The 20,124-nt window shown below is 45.7% G+C and carries 14 protein-coding genes and 1 riboswitch; of the genes, 13 read left to right on the plus strand and 1 reads right to left on the minus strand.

Features of this window, described 5'->3' with window-relative positions; translation table 11 throughout:
* From PHF32_02235 to PHF32_02245, 3 genes are all read left to right on the plus strand, one after another.
* Complete coding sequence (locus tag PHF32_02235; GenBank protein MDD4559548.1) at positions 1–1,275, plus strand: ABC transporter permease; 1,275 nt, start codon at positions 1–3, stop codon at positions 1,273–1,275.
* A gap of 946 nt (positions 1,276–2,221) precedes the next feature.
* Positions 2,222–2,336: riboswitch (molybdenum cofactor riboswitch) on the plus strand.
* Between the two features lie 35 nt (positions 2,337–2,371).
* On the plus strand, positions 2,372–3,187 hold the full coding sequence (locus PHF32_02240) for a hypothetical protein (protein ID MDD4559549.1): 816 nt from the start codon (positions 2,372–2,374) through the stop codon (positions 3,185–3,187).
* Positions 3,184–5,040, plus strand: coding sequence for a TonB-dependent receptor plug domain-containing protein (locus PHF32_02245; protein ID MDD4559550.1), 1,857 nt, complete (start codon positions 3,184–3,186; stop codon positions 5,038–5,040). Before PHF32_02240 ends, PHF32_02245 begins: the two co-directional genes overlap by 4 nt.
* A gap of 984 nt (positions 5,041–6,024) precedes the next feature.
* On the opposite strand, the gene PHF32_02250 is transcribed toward PHF32_02245, so the two are convergent.
* Complete coding sequence (locus PHF32_02250; GenBank protein ID MDD4559551.1) at positions 6,025–6,678, minus strand: S24 family peptidase; 654 nt, start codon at positions 6,676–6,678, stop codon at positions 6,025–6,027.
* A 635-nt stretch (positions 6,679–7,313) separates the two neighbouring features.
* Here PHF32_02250 and PHF32_02255 point away from each other — a divergent pair.
* The 10 genes from PHF32_02255 to murC are packed head-to-tail and all read left to right on the plus strand — an operon-like array spanning position 7,314 to position 20,052.
* Positions 7,314–7,754 (plus strand): protein MraZ, encoded by a 441-nt coding sequence (locus tag PHF32_02255; protein ID MDD4559552.1) that lies wholly within the window; start codon positions 7,314–7,316, stop codon positions 7,752–7,754.
* Complete coding sequence (gene rsmH / locus PHF32_02260; GenBank protein MDD4559553.1) at positions 7,751–8,686, plus strand: 16S rRNA (cytosine(1402)-N(4))-methyltransferase RsmH; 936 nt, start codon at positions 7,751–7,753, stop codon at positions 8,684–8,686. Before PHF32_02255 ends, rsmH begins: the two co-directional genes overlap by 4 nt.
* Positions 8,683–9,039 (plus strand): hypothetical protein, encoded by a 357-nt coding sequence (locus PHF32_02265; protein ID MDD4559554.1) that lies wholly within the window; start codon positions 8,683–8,685, stop codon positions 9,037–9,039. The genes rsmH and PHF32_02265 overlap by 4 nt, the downstream gene beginning before the upstream one ends.
* Before the next feature lie 4 nt (positions 9,040–9,043).
* Entirely contained in the window at positions 9,044–11,221 is a 2,178-nt protein-coding gene (locus PHF32_02270; GenBank protein MDD4559555.1) for a penicillin-binding transpeptidase domain-containing protein, read from the plus strand.
* Positions 11,218–14,016, plus strand: a complete 2,799-nt coding sequence (locus PHF32_02275; GenBank protein MDD4559556.1) for a UDP-N-acetylmuramoyl-L-alanyl-D-glutamate--2,6-diaminopimelate ligase — start codon at positions 11,218–11,220, stop codon at positions 14,014–14,016. Before PHF32_02270 ends, PHF32_02275 begins: the two co-directional genes overlap by 4 nt.
* Positions 14,016–15,119: a phospho-N-acetylmuramoyl-pentapeptide-transferase gene (gene mraY / locus PHF32_02280; protein ID MDD4559557.1), complete on the plus strand. Its 1,104-nt coding sequence runs from the start codon at positions 14,016–14,018 to the stop codon at positions 15,117–15,119. The genes PHF32_02275 and mraY overlap by 1 nt, the downstream gene beginning before the upstream one ends.
* A 10-nt stretch (positions 15,120–15,129) precedes the next feature.
* On the plus strand, positions 15,130–16,476 hold the full coding sequence (gene murD / locus PHF32_02285) for a UDP-N-acetylmuramoyl-L-alanine--D-glutamate ligase (protein MDD4559558.1): 1,347 nt from the start codon (positions 15,130–15,132) through the stop codon (positions 16,474–16,476).
* Positions 16,457–17,599 carry an FtsW/RodA/SpoVE family cell cycle protein gene (locus PHF32_02290; GenBank protein MDD4559559.1) on the plus strand — a complete coding sequence of 381 codons (1,143 nt, stop codon included), beginning with the start codon at positions 16,457–16,459 and terminating at the stop codon, positions 17,597–17,599. Before murD ends, PHF32_02290 begins: the two co-directional genes overlap by 20 nt.
* The gene (gene murG / locus PHF32_02295) at positions 17,596–18,648 is read left to right on the plus strand and encodes an undecaprenyldiphospho-muramoylpentapeptide beta-N-acetylglucosaminyltransferase (GenBank protein ID MDD4559560.1); all 1,053 of its coding nucleotides are present in this window, start codon (positions 17,596–17,598) and stop codon (positions 18,646–18,648) included. The genes PHF32_02290 and murG overlap by 4 nt, the downstream gene beginning before the upstream one ends.
* Before the next feature lie 9 nt (positions 18,649–18,657).
* The gene (gene murC, locus PHF32_02300; protein ID MDD4559561.1) at positions 18,658–20,052 is read left to right on the plus strand and encodes a UDP-N-acetylmuramate--L-alanine ligase; all 1,395 of its coding nucleotides are present in this window, start codon (positions 18,658–18,660) and stop codon (positions 20,050–20,052) included.
* Positions 20,053–20,124 lie beyond the last annotated feature (72 nt).

Below are 20,124 nucleotides of genomic sequence, written 5' to 3' on the forward strand. Positions count from 1 at the left end.
ATGCACATTGGTGATGGAATCCGCAGCGCACTTGTAAGCATCGCTTCGCACAAGATGCGCAGCTTCCTTACCACAATCGGCATTGTGATCGGTGTGATAGCGGTGGTTACAATGTTTTCCAGCGTATATGCGCTAAAAGATCTGATCAACAAAAACATGGAAGGAATGGGCTGGAATTTCTCCGTGATCATCGCCCCTGCCGGAGCCAGCCTTGGGCACACCAATCAACGTTCTGCCGTAGAAACAAAGCGGCGGGCGGTACAATTGGTCAATCCGGTTGATCTTGACGATTATTTCGCCCTGAAAAATGAACTGGATTACAAAGGCATCTACGGCATGGTGGAATCCAGCAGCCTGCAACGCATTGGTAATGAAGACAATTATGTAACCGTGAAAGCTACGGAAAACTACTTTTTTACAAACAAAAACTACAACCTTGACCACGGACGGATGTTTAGCCCGATCGAAGCTGAAGAAGGACTTCCAGTTGCGATTTTAGGATATAAATACGCAGAAAAATACTTTCCAGATTCCAATGCCTTGGGAGAACAACTGGTTATCGGCGATCATCGATACCGGGTGATTGGAGTTTTGGGCTCGGACAAGCTGAACAGTAGCGGTGGCATGAATTTTAATACCTGGGAACGGGATCGTGAGTTGCAGGCAGTTTATGTACCCTTGAAATATGGTAGTTACCGGTTTACAACCGGAAAACAGGTTCACGTAATCTACCTTCAGGCCCACAATGCCAAATCATTCGAGACCATGAAGGCCAAAGCTCGTCAGATTCTACTTTCCCGCCACAATATGTATCCCAATTTTACTTTCATGGATATCGGGGCGATGATGTTGAACATTTCTTCCGAGATCGATAATCAGATGAAGAAATGGAACATCACCCTATCTGCGATTGCCTCAATCTCATTGATCGTAGGTGGAATCGGACTGTTTTCCACTCTGCTGATCTCAATCCAGGAACGTATGACCGAGATCGGCATCCGCAAAAGCATCGGTGCCACCGAACATGATATCTTCTTCTATTTTATCTTCGAAGCTATCGTATTGGCTTTACTCGGTGCTATCACGGGGATATTGATCGCTTGGGCTCTAGTCTCAGGCATCGGAAAAGTATTACATTTCCCTCTCTATCTGCCCTTGTCAGGAGTACTGCTCGGACTTTTCTTTTCCCTGTTGATCGGCTTTATCTCAGGTTTGTTTCCCGCCATCAAAGCCTCTCGCATCGATCCCATCAAAGCTATCTACTATTTGGATTGAAGTTTACTATCACTGGCACACGTTCAGTATATTGGTGAGGGACTTGGACTCTTTATCCCATTACAATTCTCCAATATCTCTTCCAGTTGAACGAACCCTCTACTTTAGGCTGTGGTGATGTAGATATAATGCTGTTATCAAGCAGTGCTCACTCGATGATAACCCGATGATATCTGCTTCGGCACTGCTACAGGCAAAGAGGATGAATAGCACACTGATAACGCTGATCGAGCGGAATCACGCAGATTTTTATGTTGGGAGGATTACCGGTAAAGCCCGGAGAGCGAAACTGATCATAGCGAGTGTGCGAAGCGAAGCGGAGCCCCTCGATAAATGCGCAATAATACGCATGAAGCCCTTCATGGGCGACAACATCAGGTATGCATGGATTTCAAAGAGGCCTAACTGTCTTTGAACCGACCTCATGCTATGCGGCTCTTTGAAATTTTGTGATCGATCAAAACAATTTCGCGATTGAGGAAGTCAGTTGTAGAATTAGTCTTAAAAGCAGAGTATATCAAGCTGGTTGAGTTCCAATGCTCTATCTGGGAGAAACGGAGTTGCACGACTTATCTCGCAGTGTTTCTGATAACTAACCCGGACTATGCAATCAAAGAGTATCCCAAAGACATCCTGAGCGGGGCTTGGGTAGTGTTCAGGTTGTTCTTGAGGTGCATTTGAGAAATTGACCTGCTTGAGCATACAAAGGGGCTCTGTCCCGTCCAATTTGATGTTACGTGCCTTCGTGAGGGGTAACATTTGATATCAGCACATTGATACATCAGGAGAGGTGCAATAACGGGAACGCACCAGAGGCACGAGGTACAAGGCTTAGCATCGGAATGCTACGGTACGAATTCCGATTTTCCGCTTTCAAAACGCACTAGAGGTACGAAGAACACAACGCAGCAACTTCTGTTCTTGACATCTTTTAAAACCATAACAGTTTTGCACTCAAGCCGAGTATTCATGGCTAAACCTGTTTACGGCAAGCATGAATACCGATAGGGTATGGCGGGAAACGGCCATGCCTCCCACTGGAAAGGCTGACGGTATCTATCCGTCCGCCTCCAATAAAAATATGGAGGTTACTACCTTGAAAAAGTACTTATTTGTACTGTTTGCCATCGCTCTCTTGCTGAGCATCAGCGCTTGCAGCGAGAAAGACAACGGCACCGATGCTGAGATTTTGGGCTATCTTCTTGATCAATTCATCGATACTGCCCAGGTGCAAGAAATCACAGATCCTACAGAAGAAGATCCCACAGACTTTAGAGATCTCTACAATTATGAAATCGTTGCCTCGGACGGTTTCAGCCCCAGAGACCGTGAAGAGACAGCGGGATATGACTTGGACTGGTCAGTCTTCAAGACCGGGTTCATGGTGCCTTCAAACCAATTGAGAACCATGTTCTTTGATGACACCACACCCGGAGCTTTCGAAGTGAAGAATGCCACCACAATTCGCCTGTATCGTCGCATCGTAGTGGTAGACAGCTTGGGAAATTCCCATTATAAAGAGCTTGGGAAATTGCCCGTTTACACTGTCACAAACTATGATGGAGTGGATGAAGAGGCAATTAAACTAAGCGACCTGCTAAGCGATCACAGCGGATACACTACCATCTCTCTGATGGCTTCAGATGGTTATAGTAAAGACTACACTCCCGAACAGATAGCTGACGGATACTATCTGTTACAAAGTGAAAGGACTACTTTCCCATCTTTTGAAGAATTGCCGAACAATATGAAGAAATTCAAGTATATCGACCGAATCAAGGTTGATATGGATTTTGGGACAGATATTCCTTTGTACATGAATGCCGACAATGATAAAGCTGATATCAGCTTTACCTTCCCCGCTCAATATGACGGTTTTACTGGACAAGTAGTGGAACTGGGAGAAGATTGAAGAGAATAATCCTGATCAGCATGGGTCTATTTCCCATGCTGATCTTTTCTGTTAGAAGCGAATCCGATTCGCTGAAGCAGTATCATTTGCATCCGGTTAGGGTAATTGCCGAGGGACCTCAAGCCAGCATCGGATCCATTAGCAGTATCCAAAAGCCGAAAAACAGCGACAGCATCTCCGAAGCCATCAAGCTAAGTCCAGGTCTCAATATCAGTTACGGTTCCCGTGATGAGAGTAATCTGAAGATACGCGGCTTTCGTAAGAACGAGAACTTGATAATGATCGATGGCAGACCTCTGAATAGCGGATATTTCGGCAATGTGGACCTCTCAAAAATCCTGATCGACGATATTGCCGAGATCCGCATTGTAAAAGGACCTGCCAGCGCCATGTATGGCACATCGACCATGGGTGGAGTGGTGAATCTGATCAGCAGCAAAGACGCCTATCGCCTTGCTCTGGAAAGCAAACTATCCCGCAATTTGGTGAACTCCCAGAGGATATCTTCAGCTCAGAGATTGGGAGATTTTCGCTACAAGTTCAGCATCATGCGGGATGAACGCAGGCCTTATCCGCTATCCGAAGATTTTGAGCCCACAGTGTTTGAGAATGGAAAGCTAAGGGATCATAACTATCAAAGCAGTTGGCAAATGGATGCAATCGGCGATTGGCTGGTGAATGATCTGCATGAAATGAGTGTAAACCTGGGTTATACTACTATACCATATAAAGAGATCCCTTCATCCATATATATTTGGGATTATGGCACTTACAAGGATTGGTACAGGGCAAATGCAAGCTTGGGCATGGATTTCTTTAGCTCGCTAAGCAGCAACGTACGCGGGCAAGTATATTTCGACGCTGCGGGTGATACTTTCGAACGTTTTCGAGACGCTAGCCATCAAATTCCTGAATTGTCCTCACGTATGGAATCCTTCAATATCGGTCTTGCCCCTGTGTATGAACATAGAGCCAGGGGAGTATGGAATACCGGTAGCAGGATGGAGTACCGAAAGATAAAGCGAAAAGATGACAACAACTATCGCGAGTGGACACACAATCATGCGCTGGTGGGCAGTGTATTCTCCCAGTATGAAGCGGACATCAACGCTGCGCTTAGCTACACTCTCAGCCTGGGCATCGCTTTCTTTGGACATAGTAAATCTGAACAGGTCAGGTTTCATCCGGAACCTTCGGCTGCCATCATCTGGAATCATCAAGACAACGTAAGCACTATGCTTTCACTGGGGATAAACAGCTCCATACCCACGATGCGCCAGTTGTTTTCTGCAGAAAACGGAAATCCAGATCTGAAAGCATCTTCAGCCAGAAAAGTAGAACTGAGTCACAAACGCAATCTGGGCTCAAGGGTCATGCTGGATACAAGTGTTTATTTCAACGATGTGCGCAATCTGATCGATAGAACCAACAATCGTTATGAGAACATTTATAAGCACCAAAGTTATGGCGGAGAAATCTCTTTAAACTGCAATATAGCTGAGATTTGGGATGCTACATTGCAGTATTCCCTTTTACAAAACCGGGGGGATTACAAGCTTAGCGACAGCGCTCCTCATAGTATGGAGCTGCTCAATAGGATTCAGCTTCCCTGGGATTTTGTACTGCACTGCAACTCCGAATATCGCAGTAAGCGGGATTCTCAGGACAGTATAGAACAATTTCATTCGCTGCCGGCGTATTTTGCTCATGAGATCGGTATCCAAAAGAAATGGCGTAACTTTGAGATACAATTTGCCCTACAAAACATCCTCGATGAGAACTACCAAACCGAATATGGCTTTCCAGCACCGGGAAGAGACTTTAGTCTGCGGCTTAAATACATACTGAGATAATCCTCCCATAAGCTTGATAAGCAGCTTTCCAAAGGCTATTACGCCAACTATCAACATAGCTATTGCGTGAAATGCAGTGATTCTCTATGTAGAGATGAATCCTGGAGAGGACGAGTAGAAAAACTATGAAAGCAACACCAGAAGCAGAAACTGATCTCTATTCCCTAGTAAGATAAACCTCAATTTAGTAAACAGGACAGGCAGTCTCAGGATTGCTTGTCTTGTTTTGTTTTCAGCAGATGCTGCCACATTACTCAGTCTCTGTTGTAATAAAAGCTCTCATTCAAACATGTACTCCCTATAGGCTAACCCGCTCTCTTTGGTAAATGGCTCTCATTATTATGCTCATATTGCACATAGTCTGATTTTTCCTTTTGAACAAACAAGCCGGATTTTACCCTGTTATCTGACAATTTCCCATCTCTCAGAAGCACAATATCGCTTATCTAATTATGGGGTGACAGGGAGTTTGGCAAGAGATATATTAGTGTTAAAAGTGGTGCAAAGGTGCTATAATAAAGGGGAATACCACTGAAACCAGGGGTGACAGGAAGTTTGGCAAAAAACGGGGGAAATGGAGGTTGAGTGACAACAATTTGGCAAAAACATAGCGGTGAGGTGAGTGACAACAATTTGGCAAAAACTGATAATCAATGGGATTTGCCAAAAGTTTGGCAAAACATGGGTAAGATATACCCCATGCCAGTTAAAACGTGTTTCTGCACCGAGGGCACACTATCTTGCCACCGAGTATAGCATAGTAGAATATGCCAGGGATCAAGAATAACAAAAGCAACACACAGCCTATAACATTGCTGGCAGCACCGGCATAAGTGTTCTTTGTTCCTGAGTATCCACAACGTGGACAAGTTATCGTGACCGCCTTATCCTTTTTGAGATTCTCCTTGTGACTATAGACAAGTACAACGACAATTACGACAATGACTGACACTATTTGAATGACTTCTTCCACTATAAACCTCGCTATATGTATTTGCGAAGCACAGCGACCAGGCGTCCGATTATCTTAATGTCGGGGCTGTGCTCATCGTATTCAATGATTGGGTGGGTGGGGTTGACCGGTACAAGCAGACAGCGTTTGCACCGGTGATCATAGACCAGACGTTTGATCAATAGACCATCAACTGAACGGAAGGCGCAAAAGTATCCATTGTAATCCACATCAAACTGCCAGCCGGATATGATGGCATAATCTCCGGTATGCAGCTCTGGTTCCATTGACACCCCATTAACGCGAAAGCAGTAAAAGGGGCCTGGGATGTTAGTGATCGCTTCGCTGGGGATAGAAATGGATTCGGTGGGTTCGAGGTCTTCAGCTTCAATGCCAATGCCGGCTGCGATATCTGCATATACCGGGATGGTGAGGACTCCGGCTCCAGGGGGATTCTCGCGCGCGTGCGTACTATTAAACATGTCACCCTTGCCGGTGATGAGCCAGTTGAGATTAACATTGTAGATTTCGCTTATTCGTTTTAAGGCGTCGATTGATGGGCGGTATCCTGGCCGATTAAACCAATCGGACACGTTCCCCTGAGACAATCCGAGCTGCTCGGCAAACTTTTTTTTGCTAAGTTTGAGTGAGCTTAACAGCTCATTTAGCAGCATCTTATAATCCATCAATCATCCTTCATAACGCTAAAGCGTTATATTCTGCTTGACAGGATACGCTCATGCGTTATCTTGTCCACATATGCAAACAAGATAATGTAATGGAGTTCAGATGTCAAGGAAAAAGGATACTCAAGACCCGAGGCCGACAGGCAAACAGATCCGCAAGGCTCTGATAGATATTGATCAGACCCCCATGGATCTGGCAAAAGCGATGGGAGTCAGCGCATATTACATTCGCGAAATATACGCTGAGCGGAGAGCTGCCAGAGATATGCGCAAAAAGATCGCGGCATACCTGGCCACGCAATACCGACGCTATGGCTACCCCTTACATAGTCTGATTTTTCCTTTTGAACAAACAAGCCGGATTTTACCCTGTTATCTGACAATTTCCCATCTCTCAGAAGCACAATATCGCTTATCTAATCCACTGCTATTCATAATAGTTAAGTACATATCCCATAGAAATATGAGAAAAAAGATAATTAAATCTTGACAAGAAAAGTAGGATGTCATATAGGTGTCACAGGATGTCATAATATCTCAGATAAATTCAAAAAGTCTCAAAATAGGAAGCGCTGATACTAAGAAAACGCAAGCGCAACTCAGATTAGGTTCAAACAGCAGAAAAAGGAAAGACCATGTCCGGTGAATTTTTAGGTATCTTCGAAAACTCAGTACACAAGCAGCGCGTGATTATTCCGGCCAGTTTCAAGAAGAAATTCGCAGAAACAGCCATGCGCTCGGTTGTGGTTACCATGGGGCCTTCAAACACCATCGCCATCTACCCTCTCGATAGCTGGAAAAGCACTTTGGAACGCCTGAAAGAAGGTGACGAAAGAGCAAAAAGACTGCGTACTCAACTGATCGATTTTGCGATGATGGAACAAGAACTGGAAGGACCCGGTAGAGTGAGGATTCACGAATTGCTTTTGAATGAAGTAGGGATCGAAGACAGCGTGATCATCAAAGGCGAGGGGCATTATATTTCCTTGTGGAATCCTGAAATCTACGCCAAGGTTCGGCAGAGCAAGCTGAAAGCTCATCGCGATACTTTCACCAGTGAGGACTACCAACTGTGAGCAGTTACCATGAACCGGTAATGCTGCAATCCTGTATGGATTATCTAAATCTTCAGAAGGGCAAGATCTATGTGGATGCCACTTTAGGCGGTGGTGGACATGCACTGGCCATGTATCAAAGAGAGTCCGGTATCCGGTTATATGGTTTTGATCAGGATGAAGAAGCGATAAATGCTGCCACGAAGCGTTTGCAAGGTTATTCTCCGGTTCTTATAAAAGCGAATTTCCGGGATTTGCGCACTCAACTAGCATATAATAAGGTAAAGGGGATAGATGGCATACTCTTTGATCTGGGTGTAAGCTCGCACCAATTGAACGAGACTAAGCGTGGTTTTAGTTTTGACCGGGAAGCAGAACTGGATATGCGTATGGATCGCGAAGCAGAACTGAGCGCACAGCAGATTGTGAATGAATACAGCTATGAAGAGCTGAAAAGAATCTTCAAAGAATACGGTGAAGAGCAATCTGCTGGCAGAATCGGTAGGGCTATCGAACGCTACAGAGCTGAACGCAGGATCAATACCACTACAGAGTTGGCGGGGATCATCGAGACTGTTGTAGGTTCAGGCAGCAAAGAATCTTTGAAAACGAAGGTCAGAATCTTCCAAGCTTTAAGAATCTGCGTAAACGATGAATTGAACGCTTTGTCCGGTGCCTTGGATGATGCCGTCAATCTGCTGAATCCCGGAGGAAGGATTGTGGTGATGAGTTACCACTCTCTTGAAGACCGCATTGTAAAAAACACGTTCAAACTTGCGGAGCAAGATTGCATCTGCCCTCCGGCCATCATCAACTGTGTATGTTCCCACTATAGCAAACTAAAGATACTTACCAGGAGACCGATAACAGCCGGTCCCGAAGAAATAGCATCAAATGTCCGCTCGCGCAGTGCTAAGCTGAGAGCGGCAGAAAAGAAATGGGGGAAAAAATGAGAGGAAAAATAATCGTTCTGATTATCCTTGTAGTCATATGCGGATTTTTTAGTTTTTTCAACAACAACAAAATTGTAAGCTACACGCGTCGTTTATCGAACGTGGAAAAGACTTTCAACGCGGAGAAGAACATTAATACCGAACTTTTGGTGGAACATGATGATCTACGCAGCGGACGTCACATCGCTTCTCTGGTAAGGGTGGAGATGAGCCAGTTCATTCCCGATAATGAGCAGGGCAGCATCATCTATGTACACGAGCCCTCTCCCAGCCAGGAAGCGGACTCTTATTGCATTATCGATCTTATCGCCACCAGAGCGGAAGCAAAGAACGTAACCATCATGCTTGATTGATGCCATGCGCTCTCGCTTTTACTTGTTGATTGTTCTCTTTGGTGCTGCCGCTCTGTTATGGAGCGTATACCTCTTTGGTATCCAGATTATGGATCCCTTCAATTTTGCTCACCTCAGACGCGTCCGTTATACACCCCGCAAAGAAATCCTCATCCCCCGAAGAGGCGGAATATACGATGCAAAAGGCAATTTGCTGGTCTCCAGTGTGAGCTATTACCAGTTGGACATCGATCGCGCTGCTGTAAACACATGGGCGAAGCGGAAGGAAATCAGCCAGAAAGAGGCTTTTCAGATGATTGCCACTGTAATCGGCGATAATAGCAACATCAGTAAAGATACAGTTCTGAAGCGGCTGAATCTGGGTAGTAAAAATTCGTCAATTCAGATAAGTAATCGCATCAGTGAAGCCGAATTGGATCAACTGATCCAGGGCTTTAAGGAACAGAAATTACCAGGATTGATCCATAATTTTGCCTCCATGCGCAGAATCTATTCCAAGGGATCTTTGGCTGCCAGGCTGATGGGAGCCGTTAATGAAGCCTCAAACGGTTATGATCCCATGACCGATAGCAAGTCCTTGTACAAGCTTTCCGGTATATGTGGCATCGAAGCTACATACGACAAAGTGCTCTCCGGAGAATACGGATGGCGCGAGATAGTTCTGGATGCAAACGGTAATCGCGTACCTTACCCTGATCTGCATGAGAAGAAACCAAGAAACGGAAATAACCTTTACCTTACTATAGATACAAACATCCAAGAGATAGTGGAAAACGTACTTTATGAAGGCGTAGAAAAGTATGGCGCCGCTCATGGTGGTGCAGTGGTGATGGACCCGAAAACCGGCAGAGTACTTGCTTTGGCAGGAGTCTCGAACCAAGATAAAAGCGATGATCCAAATATGGTGAGAGCAAAATCCAACATCCCCGCCAGCTTCATGTTTGAACCGGGAAGCACTCTAAAACCCATCAGTATGTTGCCCGCATTGGAGTACAAATTGGTGAAGCCAAACGAGAGAATTGAGTGTGGCCGCTACCAGGTGGGAAGACGTGTAATCACCGATACACATAATTATGGTGCCCTTACTCCCCGTGAAATCATCTCCAAATCCAGTAATGTGGGTGTGGCAAAGCTTGCTGAACGCACGGGCAAGACCCGTTTGTACGAGGAGTACATCTCCATGGGCTTTGGCCAGAGAAGCGCTTTAAATCTGTTTGGTGAATCCAGCGGTATCTTTGCAAAGCTGGAAAATTGGGATGGGTACTCTCTTCATTCGCTAGCTTTTGGACAGGCGATCTCTGTTACGGCCATTCAGCTTGCCGCTGCTTACAGCGCAATTGCAAACGGCGGGAAGATGATGAAACCGATGATAGTCGATAGTTTTCGTGACGACAATGGCGAAATAATCGATTCTTTCGAGCCATCGGTACTGCGGCAGGTATCTTCTAAAGCTGCTTGCGATACCATGCTTTCCTATATTCAGGACGTAGTGGATGACGGTACGGCTACCCACATCAAAATGGATTACATCAGTGTAGGCGGCAAGACTGGTACCGCGGAAAAGAATGTGGAAGGTACTAGAGGCTACTCCGGTGGCAAATACAACGCTGTCTTTGCCGGGATGTTTCCAATGGAAGATCCTCAGATGGTAGTAGTAGTATTTTACGATGAGCCTTCACATTATTATCGCTTTGGTTCCATGAGTGCCGCTCCCTCGTTCAAGAAGATAGTAGAGAATGTGTTGTTTATGCCCGATTGCCAGATACTGCCTTATAATGAACGGTTGCTACAGACTTCGTTGAAGATGCCAGATTTGATCAATATGAGCATTCAGGATGCAGAGTGGAGCTTGAACCGCTTTGGTTTCCTATACAAAATTGAGGGACCGGACAGTGCATCAGTTGTGATCGATCAATTCCCCAAGGCTGGAATATCTGTGGACAAGAACCATCCCATAACTTTGAAACTTGGTAAAAGCAAGGATAAACGTGGAGAAGAAAGCCTGGCCGCGACCATTATGCCAAACTTGGTGGGTATGACCTTGCGCAAGGCTGTGAAAACTGCTTCCGATCAGGGAGTTCCGGTAAAGATTATCGGCTCCGGAGTGGTACGCAAACAGTCCTTGCTGCCTGGCTCCCGCATCACCGGTTCCGGTGTTTGTACTCTGGAGGCTTCAATATGATAGACCAGTTACTGAAGCTTTACAGATCACATTCGATCCTGATCAAGAGCGATATCAGAGGGAATGGAAACTTGCCCAGACCGGTGACCGACAATAGAGATTTGCAAGCGGGAGATTGCTTTATAGCCATAAAAGGCGCGAATTTCGATGGTCATGACTTCATCTCCACAGCAAGGCAAAATGGAGCGGCATTCTGCATCGGACAGACCGAGGCAGCTCAGATCGTGGTAAGCGACAGCCGCAAAGCTACCGCATTGTACGCCAAACTGTACTATGGAGACCCTTCAGCAAAGATGAGTATCTTTGGAGTTACAGGAACCAATGGGAAGACTACAACATCATTAATGATGTATCAGATGCTGTTGCAGAAAGGTATCAAAGCCGCATGGATAGGCACTTTGGGGTACAAGATACTGAATCAGGATTTTCCCACCAAACATACCACACCAGATATCCTGCAACTAAACGAAATCTTCAAGCAAATGCTGGACAATGGGATCAGTCATGTAGTAATGGAGGTTTCTTCACATGCATTGGCATTGGATAGAGTATATGGTGTGGCATTTCGGTATTGCCTGTTCACAAATCTCAGCCGTGATCATCTGGATTTCCATAGAGACATGGACGACTATTTTGAAGCTAAGTATATGCTTTTCGAACGAGCAGCGAAGAACTCTGCCTGGAGCATTATCAATCAGGACGATCCTTATGGCCAAATGATCCTGGATCGTGTAAAAGAAGCCGAAGGCAACTGTCTCAGTGTGGGCAGGCATAGTGAAGCAGATATCAATATTACGGATGTGAGTATAGCCTTGGAGGGCTCGCTTTTCTCCTTGATTTTGAAGTCTGGAAGTTCTTGCCGGATTACCAGTCCCCTGGTGGGCGAATTTAACGTAGATAACCTGTCCCTGGCTTGTGCGGCGTTATTAGCATCCGGTATCGAACTGGATGAATTACCAGAATTATGTGTGGCACTCAAACCAGTAAGGGGTAGGATAGAATCTGTACCCAATCAACATGGGATTGGGGTGTTTATAGACTACGCGCACAGTCCGGATGCCATCAATAATGTGCTAAAAAGCATTGAGAAGATGCCGCATGGACGGATCATCACAGTGTTTGGAGCAGGCGGAGACCGCGATAAGGGTAAGCGGCCCCTGATGTTAAAAGCGGCACTAAGCTACAGCGATACCGTGATAGTGTGTGATGACAATCCCCGCACAGAAAACCCCGATGCCATTATCCGCGACATTGTATTAAACAGTGATTGGGCATTGCCATGGTGGATAATCCGGGATCGAAGAATTGCCATTGCAGCGGCAGTCAGGCTTGCTGTTCCCGGAGACATCGTTCTTATCTGCGGAAAGGGGCATGAGACCTATCAGGAAATTGAAGGAATCCGTTATGATTTTGATGATCACCTGGTAGCACAATCTGCATTGGAGAACATCCCATTATACAAGGAAGAGGATGAATTGATCCTTCCCCTGGATCCGCTTTTGATAAAGCTCTTGCTGGGTGATACTCCTCAGGAAACCGGATATACAAAAGCTCAGTACTATCGTTATGTATCGACCGATAGTCGCTCCATCAAGCCAGGCAGTGTCTTTTTCGCCATCAAGGGAGACAGCTTCGATGGCAACCGCTTTGTGGACAATGTATTGGCGGATCCTGACAACATGGCAGTGGGTAGCATTGATACTATATATGAAGAGCATTATATCAGGTGCGATAATCCCGGGAACGTGATGGCAGAGATCCTGCGCAAGTATCTGCAAATGTTTGATCTTTTTAAAATAGCACTCACGGGATCGACAGGCAAGACCGGAACCAAAGAACTGATATCCCAGATCCTGGCATCGCGTAAGAAGGTTTTGAAGACTGCCAGAAATGAAAACAACCTGATTGGGCTTTGTAAGACTATCCTGCGGGTGGAGCCCGATCATCATTATGGAGTCTTTGAGATCGGCACCAATCACTTTGGAGAAATCGCTCAATTGGCGGATACAATAATGCCGGATGCAGGCATTATCCTGAATATCGGGCCCTCTCACCTGGAGTATTTTGGCGATGAAAACGGGGTCTTCAAAGAGAAATGCGTTCTCTTCCACCGGGCTCTAAACTTGCGCCTTTACCCCGCCGATGACGAACGCTTTGCTCCATATAAAAATGATGGAATCTCGGTAGGTTATTCTCCAGATGCAGATTATGCCATCAGCGATGTGCATGGACACCAACAAGGTATGCGCTTTAGACTTAATAACGACAAATGGATAATTCCCTACAAGGCTCCATACTATGTGATAAATTCAGCTTTTGCCATAGCCTTGGCACAATCTCTGGAATATGACAATCAAGAGATACAGCAAGCGATACTAAAAGAGATCAAGCTGGATATGAGAATGCAAATCGAAAAGCTCCACGAAGGATTTCTAATAGTGGATTGCTACAATGCAAATCCGGTATCGATGCGGTCTGCACTGGAGTTTTGGCACGATCTTCATCCCGAAATGCCTCACTTCGCGATCTTGGGAGATATGCTGGAATTGGGCGCCAGCGCAGAGATGTATCACCGCATGATTGGGGCAATCATCGCCGATAGCGACGAGCAAGATGTCTATAGCGTGGGAGATTATTCCCGCTATTTTCAGAATGACAGTTCCAAGCACTTCAACAGCACTGAAGAGTTGATGGCAGCTTTACCTCTCTTCCCCAAAAATGCTGTTATCCTGGTGAAAGCATCCCACGGTATTCACCTGGAGAGAATACTGCCGCGCCTGAGAGGAGAAGCCTGATGTTGTATCACCTTCTATACCCTTTAGCCGATTACTCGATCATTTTCAACGTGTTTCGTTATGTAACCTTTCGCTCCATCGGTGCCTTTATTACAGCGCTAGTCTGCACCTTACTCTTTGGTCCGCCTTTCATACGGATGCTAAAAAGGAAATCAGCAGTAGAAAGCATCGATGAAGATATGCCTGAGAAGCACAGGATAAAAGCAGGAACACCTACGATGGGAGGTTTAATCATCTTGGTAGCAATGTTGGTGGCTTCCCTGTTTTGGAACATCCTGACCAACTCCGCCATCCTGATGATGTATCTGAGTACCGTATGGCTTGGTGTTCTGGGATTTTTGGATGATTACCTGAAGAACTTTGTAAAAGCAAAGAAAGGCCTGATCCCAAAGTATAAGCTCTGGGGGCAAATATCCATAGCTCTCATCCTCACCTTGGCCATATACTACAGTTCATCTCCGGCAGATCAGATCACAAACTTGCAGATACCCTTCTTTAAGAACCTGATCCTGCCTCTGGGCTGGCTCTTTATTCCTTTCGTGGTGTTCATGATCACAGGTAGTTCAAACGCGGTTAATCTCACCGATGGTCTGGACGGTTTGGCTGCCGGAACCTTGGCTTTATCTGCCTTGGGACTGGGTATCATGAGCTATCTGAAAGGCAACTTCATCACAGCAGACTATCTGAATCTGGAGTACATCTATAATGCCGGTGAACTCACGGTTTTCATATCCGGCATGATGGGAGCACTGATCGGTTTTCTGTGGTACAATAGCTATCCCGCACAAGTGTTTATGGGTGATACCGGATCACTGGCTTTGGGTGGCATTTTGGCTGTGATATCCGTTCTATTGAAAGAGCAGATTTTCCTGGTCATCATCGGCTTTATATTCGTTGTGGAGACTTTCAGCGTGATCTTTCAAAGATACTGGTTCAAATATACTAAAAGAAAGTATGGTGCAGGGCGCAGATTATTCTTGTGCGCGCCCATTCATCATCACTACGAATTGAAGGGCATCCACGAGACCAAGATTGTGATCCGTTTCTACATTGTGGCAATCCTGCTGGTCGCCATTGGTTTGAGCACTATTAAACTTCGATAAAGGACTACTAATGTTTAACACCTCAGTGAAGTATGGCATATTGGGTTTGGCACGCAGTGGCATAGCAGCCGCATACAAGATCAAGGATTTGGGCGGAAAAGCCTTCTTGAGTGAACTCTTACCTGCAGAAAAGATCGAATCCTCTGAAGCATTAACCCGGGATTTCGAATGCGAATTTGGCGGGCATAGCGACAGACTTCTGGAACTTGATACATGGATTGTGAGCCCGGGTATCCCCCTGAATGCACCTATTATTAGAAAAGGCAGACAAAAGGGAATCAAGCTGATCTCTGAGATCGAGTTCGGCTGGCAGATAAAAGCCCCAGATAGCCAGGTGATAGCAGTAACCGGATCGAACGGGAAAAGCACTACCGCTTCACTGATCTATCATGTCCTCAAGAATTCAGGAAGGAAGTGCATCCTGGCTGGTAACATCGGAGATGCTTTTTGCTCCTTCCCCATTCATAAACCCGGAATTGAGTACATAGTGCTGGAAATCAGCAGCTTTCAGCTAGATATCATCACCAGTTTTGCTCCACATGTGGCAGTCCTCTTGAATCTCAGTCCAGATCATTTAAACAGATACAAAAGCTTTGGTGATTATTGTAACAGTAAAATGCGTATCTTCCGCTATCAGACGGCACAGGATTTCGCTGTGCTGTACCTTGATTCCGAAGAAATTGTGCGCCGGTCAGACAATCTAAAAGCTTGGAAATTATACTTTAGTAAAGAGGCAAAGAACGCTCCCGCACATCTAGACGGCAAGTTCATCCATTTAGGAGAATACCAGATGTCCATATTCGAACTTCCTATAAAGGGTCCTCACAATCATCTGAATGCAATGGCAGCACTGCTTTGCGCTCAGGCACTGGAAATGGATATCCCCTCCGTGATGCAGAACATGAAGTCTTTCCAGGCTTTACCACATCGTCTGGAGTATGTAGAGAGTGTAAACGGAGTAAATTTCTACAACGATTCCAAGGCCACAAACACTGATTCCGTTCGCTGTGCTTTGGAATCCTTCGATCGTCCAATCCGCATAATATTAGGTGGCTCGGATAAAGGAGAGGACTACGCTCAGATTACACAGAACCTTCAGGAGCATGTCATCAGAGCGTATATAACCGGAGAATCGCGTTATAAAATGCAGCAAGCATGGCTGGGGAAAGTACCCATGGTCTTGGTTGACGATTTCGAAGACTGCATCCACATGGCTTTCGAAGAGGCCACAATTGGGGAGAATATCGTGCTTAGTCCTGCATGTGCCAGCTATGATAAGTTCAAGAACTTTGAACAACGGGGCGATACATTCAAGGAAATCGTAAGGAAACTGAAACGTGAAAAGGAACAGGCTTAGTACCTACATCGTCGGTTTCGACCGCACTATATTTCTATGCTATCTGGCTTTGTGCCTGGTGGGCTTGATCGTGATGGTGGACATCACATCCGTACAAAGCTCGATGGCATATTTCTATCGTCATCTTATCTTTATTGGCATATCTGCTACAGTTGCCATCTTCATTCTCTATTTCATTGATCTGCCCAAACTGCGTTTCACTAATACCTGGTTGGTGTATTTGGCCATAGTAATGCTGGTATGGGTGCTTGTAAAAGGCTCGACCATCAAGGGGGCAACGCGCCAGATCAACTTCGGTCTGTTCAGTTTTCAACCCTCATTCTTCGCCCGCATTGCTCTGGTTTTCTTCTATGCCAATGTTCTGGACAAAAAGCAACAACTACTGAGAGATACCAAAAGTATCCTACACTTTCCGTGCAATTTCCCGGAATTAACCTTGTTGACCGCTATAGTCTTCATCCTTATATTGATAGAAAAGCATCTTTCAGCTATCATTATCGGTGGAATGGCATTGATAGGAATGCTTTTCTATGCAGGCATCCGCAAACGCATCCTACTGGTCATCCTGGGGCTGGGTCTTGTATCAGGACTACTGATTATCACCCAAGGCGATAGTTTCCGTATGCAGAGAATGAGAACTTATAAAAAGTACAGTCTATTCTTTCCAGAGCGAGATCTCTCCGATTCCGATAGTGCGGATTATCAGGTACGGGAGAGCCTTACCGCTCTCACCAGTGGTGGTTTTCTGGGTACCGGTCTTGCCCGTGGACGTGCTAAACATTATTATCTACCGGAAGCACGTACAGACTATGTGTTTACCATCATCGGCGAAGAGACCGGATACCTTGGTGCTATGATCGTATTTCTCCTGCACACCACACTCTTTTTTGCCAGTCTGATAATGGCTGAGAAACAGGATAGCAACTATCTAAAATTCCTCGCTGCCGGTATGGCAATGAACATATATTGTAATGTGTTGGTTAATACAGGCGTGGCTATGAGCATTCTTCCGCCCACGGGGAACACACTTCCCTTCATCAGCTATGGCGGTAGCGCTCTACTGATGGACAGTATAGCTGTAGGGGTAATCCTGAATATCAGTGCGCAAAGGAGGACTTTGTGAGATTTGCTTTCGGTGCTGGTGGAACCGGTGGGCACATTGTGCCTGCAATAGCCCTGGCAAGAGAATTGAAGTCCCGGGGTCACGAATGCATCTTTATCGGCAATGCTTCCAGTATGGAAGAGCGCCTGGCACAGAAGCATAGTCTTTCTTTCTTCCCTATCAAAGTGCAAAAGCTGTACCGCAGTCTGAATCCAGACAATCTACTCTTTCCCTATTATCTGGCAGGAAGCATATTGAAATCCCGCAGAATTCTGAAGGATGAACACATAGACGGCGTCATCACAACCGGAGGATTTGTATCCGGACCAGTAGCTATTGCCGCCATTAGCCATAAAGTGCCCTGTTTTCTTCACGAAAGCAATTCCTATCCTGGACTCACCACCAGGTATTTGTCCAGATACCTTCACCGCACCTATATATCGTTTGAACAGAGCCGTCCTTACCTTCCAAAAGCAAAGCTTAAGAACTTTGGCATACCCATCCTGGAGTCCGTGCGGGATACCGGATTCAGTTTGACTACTCTTGGTTTGAAAGATGATCGACCCACAATATTGATTTCTGGAGGTTCACAAGGCTCACTGGCAATTAACAGCGTAGTGTCCAGTGTCGTAGGTGAATTGCTAAGTAGTGGATGGCAGATCCTCTGGCAAACTGGAAGCCTGACCTACAAGCAATTCTATAAACAGCATAATGGCAAAGAAGGTTTGTATATCTTTGATTTTAACAGTGAACTGAGTAATATGATGAAGAAGGTGAATCTTGCAATAACTCGTGCTGGAGCCATGACCATCGCCGAATTGGAAGCAGCGGCGTTGCCTGCGATTCTGATACCTCTACCCACCGCAGCGGAAAACCATCAGTATTACAACGCACTGGCACAAAAGAACAAGGGAGTGGCGGAACTATTGGTACAGAGTGAACTGAACCCACAGAACCTCTTGGCAACTATAAAAAAAGTTGAACCGGATAAACTTCGTAAGGCTCTGCTTGCGTTGCCTGCAAACACGGCAACTGAGCAGATAGTAACGGATATTCTAAGCTTTTACTAAGGAGAAGTTATGCTTGGCAGAACCAAAAAGATACACTTCATCGGAATTGGCGGCATCGGTATGAGCGGTATCGCAGAATTCCTCTTCAACCAGGGACTCGAGATTAGCGGCTCCGACATGAAGATGACCGAACTCACGCGTCACTTGGAAGACCTTGGCATCCAAGTAACTGAGGGTCACGACCCTACAATAATTGAGAACGCCGACGTGGTAGTAAAATCCTCTGCGGTAAAAGATGACAATCCGGAGATTGTAGCAGCCAAAGCAATGAAGATACCGGTTATTCGCAGGGCAGAAATGCTGGCTGAGATCACCCGCATGAGCTTCTCAATCGGTGTATCCGGTACACATGGCAAGACCACTACCACTTCCATGGCAGGATTGGTGCTGGAAGCTGCAGGATTGAATCCCACCATCATCGTAGGCGGCAAAGTAAAGAACTTCGGTTCGAACAACGTAATGGGCTCTGGAAAGTACATTGTGGTGGAAGCCGATGAATACGATCACAGCTTTCTCTCGCTCTCTCCTTGTATCGCTGGCATTACAAACGTAGATGAAGATCATTTGGATTGCTACCGCAATCTGGACGACATCAAGGGAGCTTTCATAGAATATGCGAATAAAGTACCATTCTTTGGTAGCGTGATCGCTTGTCTGGACGATCCCGGAGTGCAATCCATTCTCCCGGAGATAAACAAAAAGATCGTAACCTACGGACTTTCCCGACAAGCAGATGTGCAGGCTTTAAACATTGTAATGAAAGACTTTCAGGCAAGCTATGATCTCTCTTACAAGGGTTACAAGCTTGGGCGTATCTCCATGAATGTTTCCGGAAAGCACAACATCCAAAACTCCCTACTTGCTGCCTCCATAGGTTTGGAACTGGATCTGCCCTTTCATAGCATCCAGGAAGGTATGGCTGCTTTCAATGGAGTTTACCGTCGTTTTGAACTGAAAGGAGAAGCCCAGGGCATAACCGTTTATGATGATTACGCTCACCATCCCACCGAGATTATGGCGACCTTAGAAGGTTTTAAAGATAGCGTTGACCGTCGCATTGTCGCCTTGTTTCAACCCCATCTTTTCTCTCGCACCCGTGATCTCTATGAGAAATTTGGCAAAGCATTCTTCAGTTGTGACTGTCTGATCCTTGCTCCGATTTATCCAGCCCGAGAATTGCCCATCCCTGGAATCAGTTCCAAACTCATCGCTGATGTTGCCATTCAAAGCGGTCATCATCAGGTACACACTATCGAAGATAATGACAAGATAGTGGATGAAACCATAGCATTATTGAAGCAGGATGACATCTTGATCACCATCGGGGCAGGCAACATCTGGCAATACGGTGAAGAAATCCTCAACAAACTTAAGAAAATAGTTGACACAAACAGTAAGGACTAAAAAAGTAGTAAGTTATGAGCTTTTTACTTTTTCTGAACAAATCTATAGTAAAACTCTAACTACATTAAATAA

Source organism: Candidatus Cloacimonadota bacterium, from assembly GCA_028706475.1.
Lineage (GTDB): Bacteria > Cloacimonadota > Cloacimonadia > Cloacimonadales > Cloacimonadaceae > UBA5456.

Excerpts from the sequence above, each read along its gene's own strand:
- PHF32_02235 (MDD4559548.1), top strand. The coding sequence starts at position 1 with ATGCACATTGGTGATGGAATCCGCAGCGCACTTGTAAGCATCGCTTCG.
- PHF32_02250 (MDD4559551.1), bottom strand. The coding sequence starts at position 6,678 with ATGGATTATAAGATGCTGCTAAATGAGCTGTTAAGCTCACTCAAACTT.
- PHF32_02255 (MDD4559552.1), top strand. The coding sequence starts at position 7,314 with ATGTCCGGTGAATTTTTAGGTATCTTCGAAAACTCAGTACACAAGCAG.
- PHF32_02265 (MDD4559554.1), top strand. The coding sequence starts at position 8,683 with ATGAGAGGAAAAATAATCGTTCTGATTATCCTTGTAGTCATATGCGGA.
- PHF32_02270 (MDD4559555.1), top strand. The coding sequence starts at position 9,044 with ATGCGCTCTCGCTTTTACTTGTTGATTGTTCTCTTTGGTGCTGCCGCT.
- PHF32_02275 (MDD4559556.1), top strand. The coding sequence starts at position 11,218 with ATGATAGACCAGTTACTGAAGCTTTACAGATCACATTCGATCCTGATC.
- mraY (MDD4559557.1), top strand. The coding sequence starts at position 14,016 with ATGTTGTATCACCTTCTATACCCTTTAGCCGATTACTCGATCATTTTC.
- murD (MDD4559558.1), top strand. The coding sequence starts at position 15,130 with ATGTTTAACACCTCAGTGAAGTATGGCATATTGGGTTTGGCACGCAGT.
- murC (MDD4559561.1), top strand. The coding sequence starts at position 18,658 with ATGCTTGGCAGAACCAAAAAGATACACTTCATCGGAATTGGCGGCATC.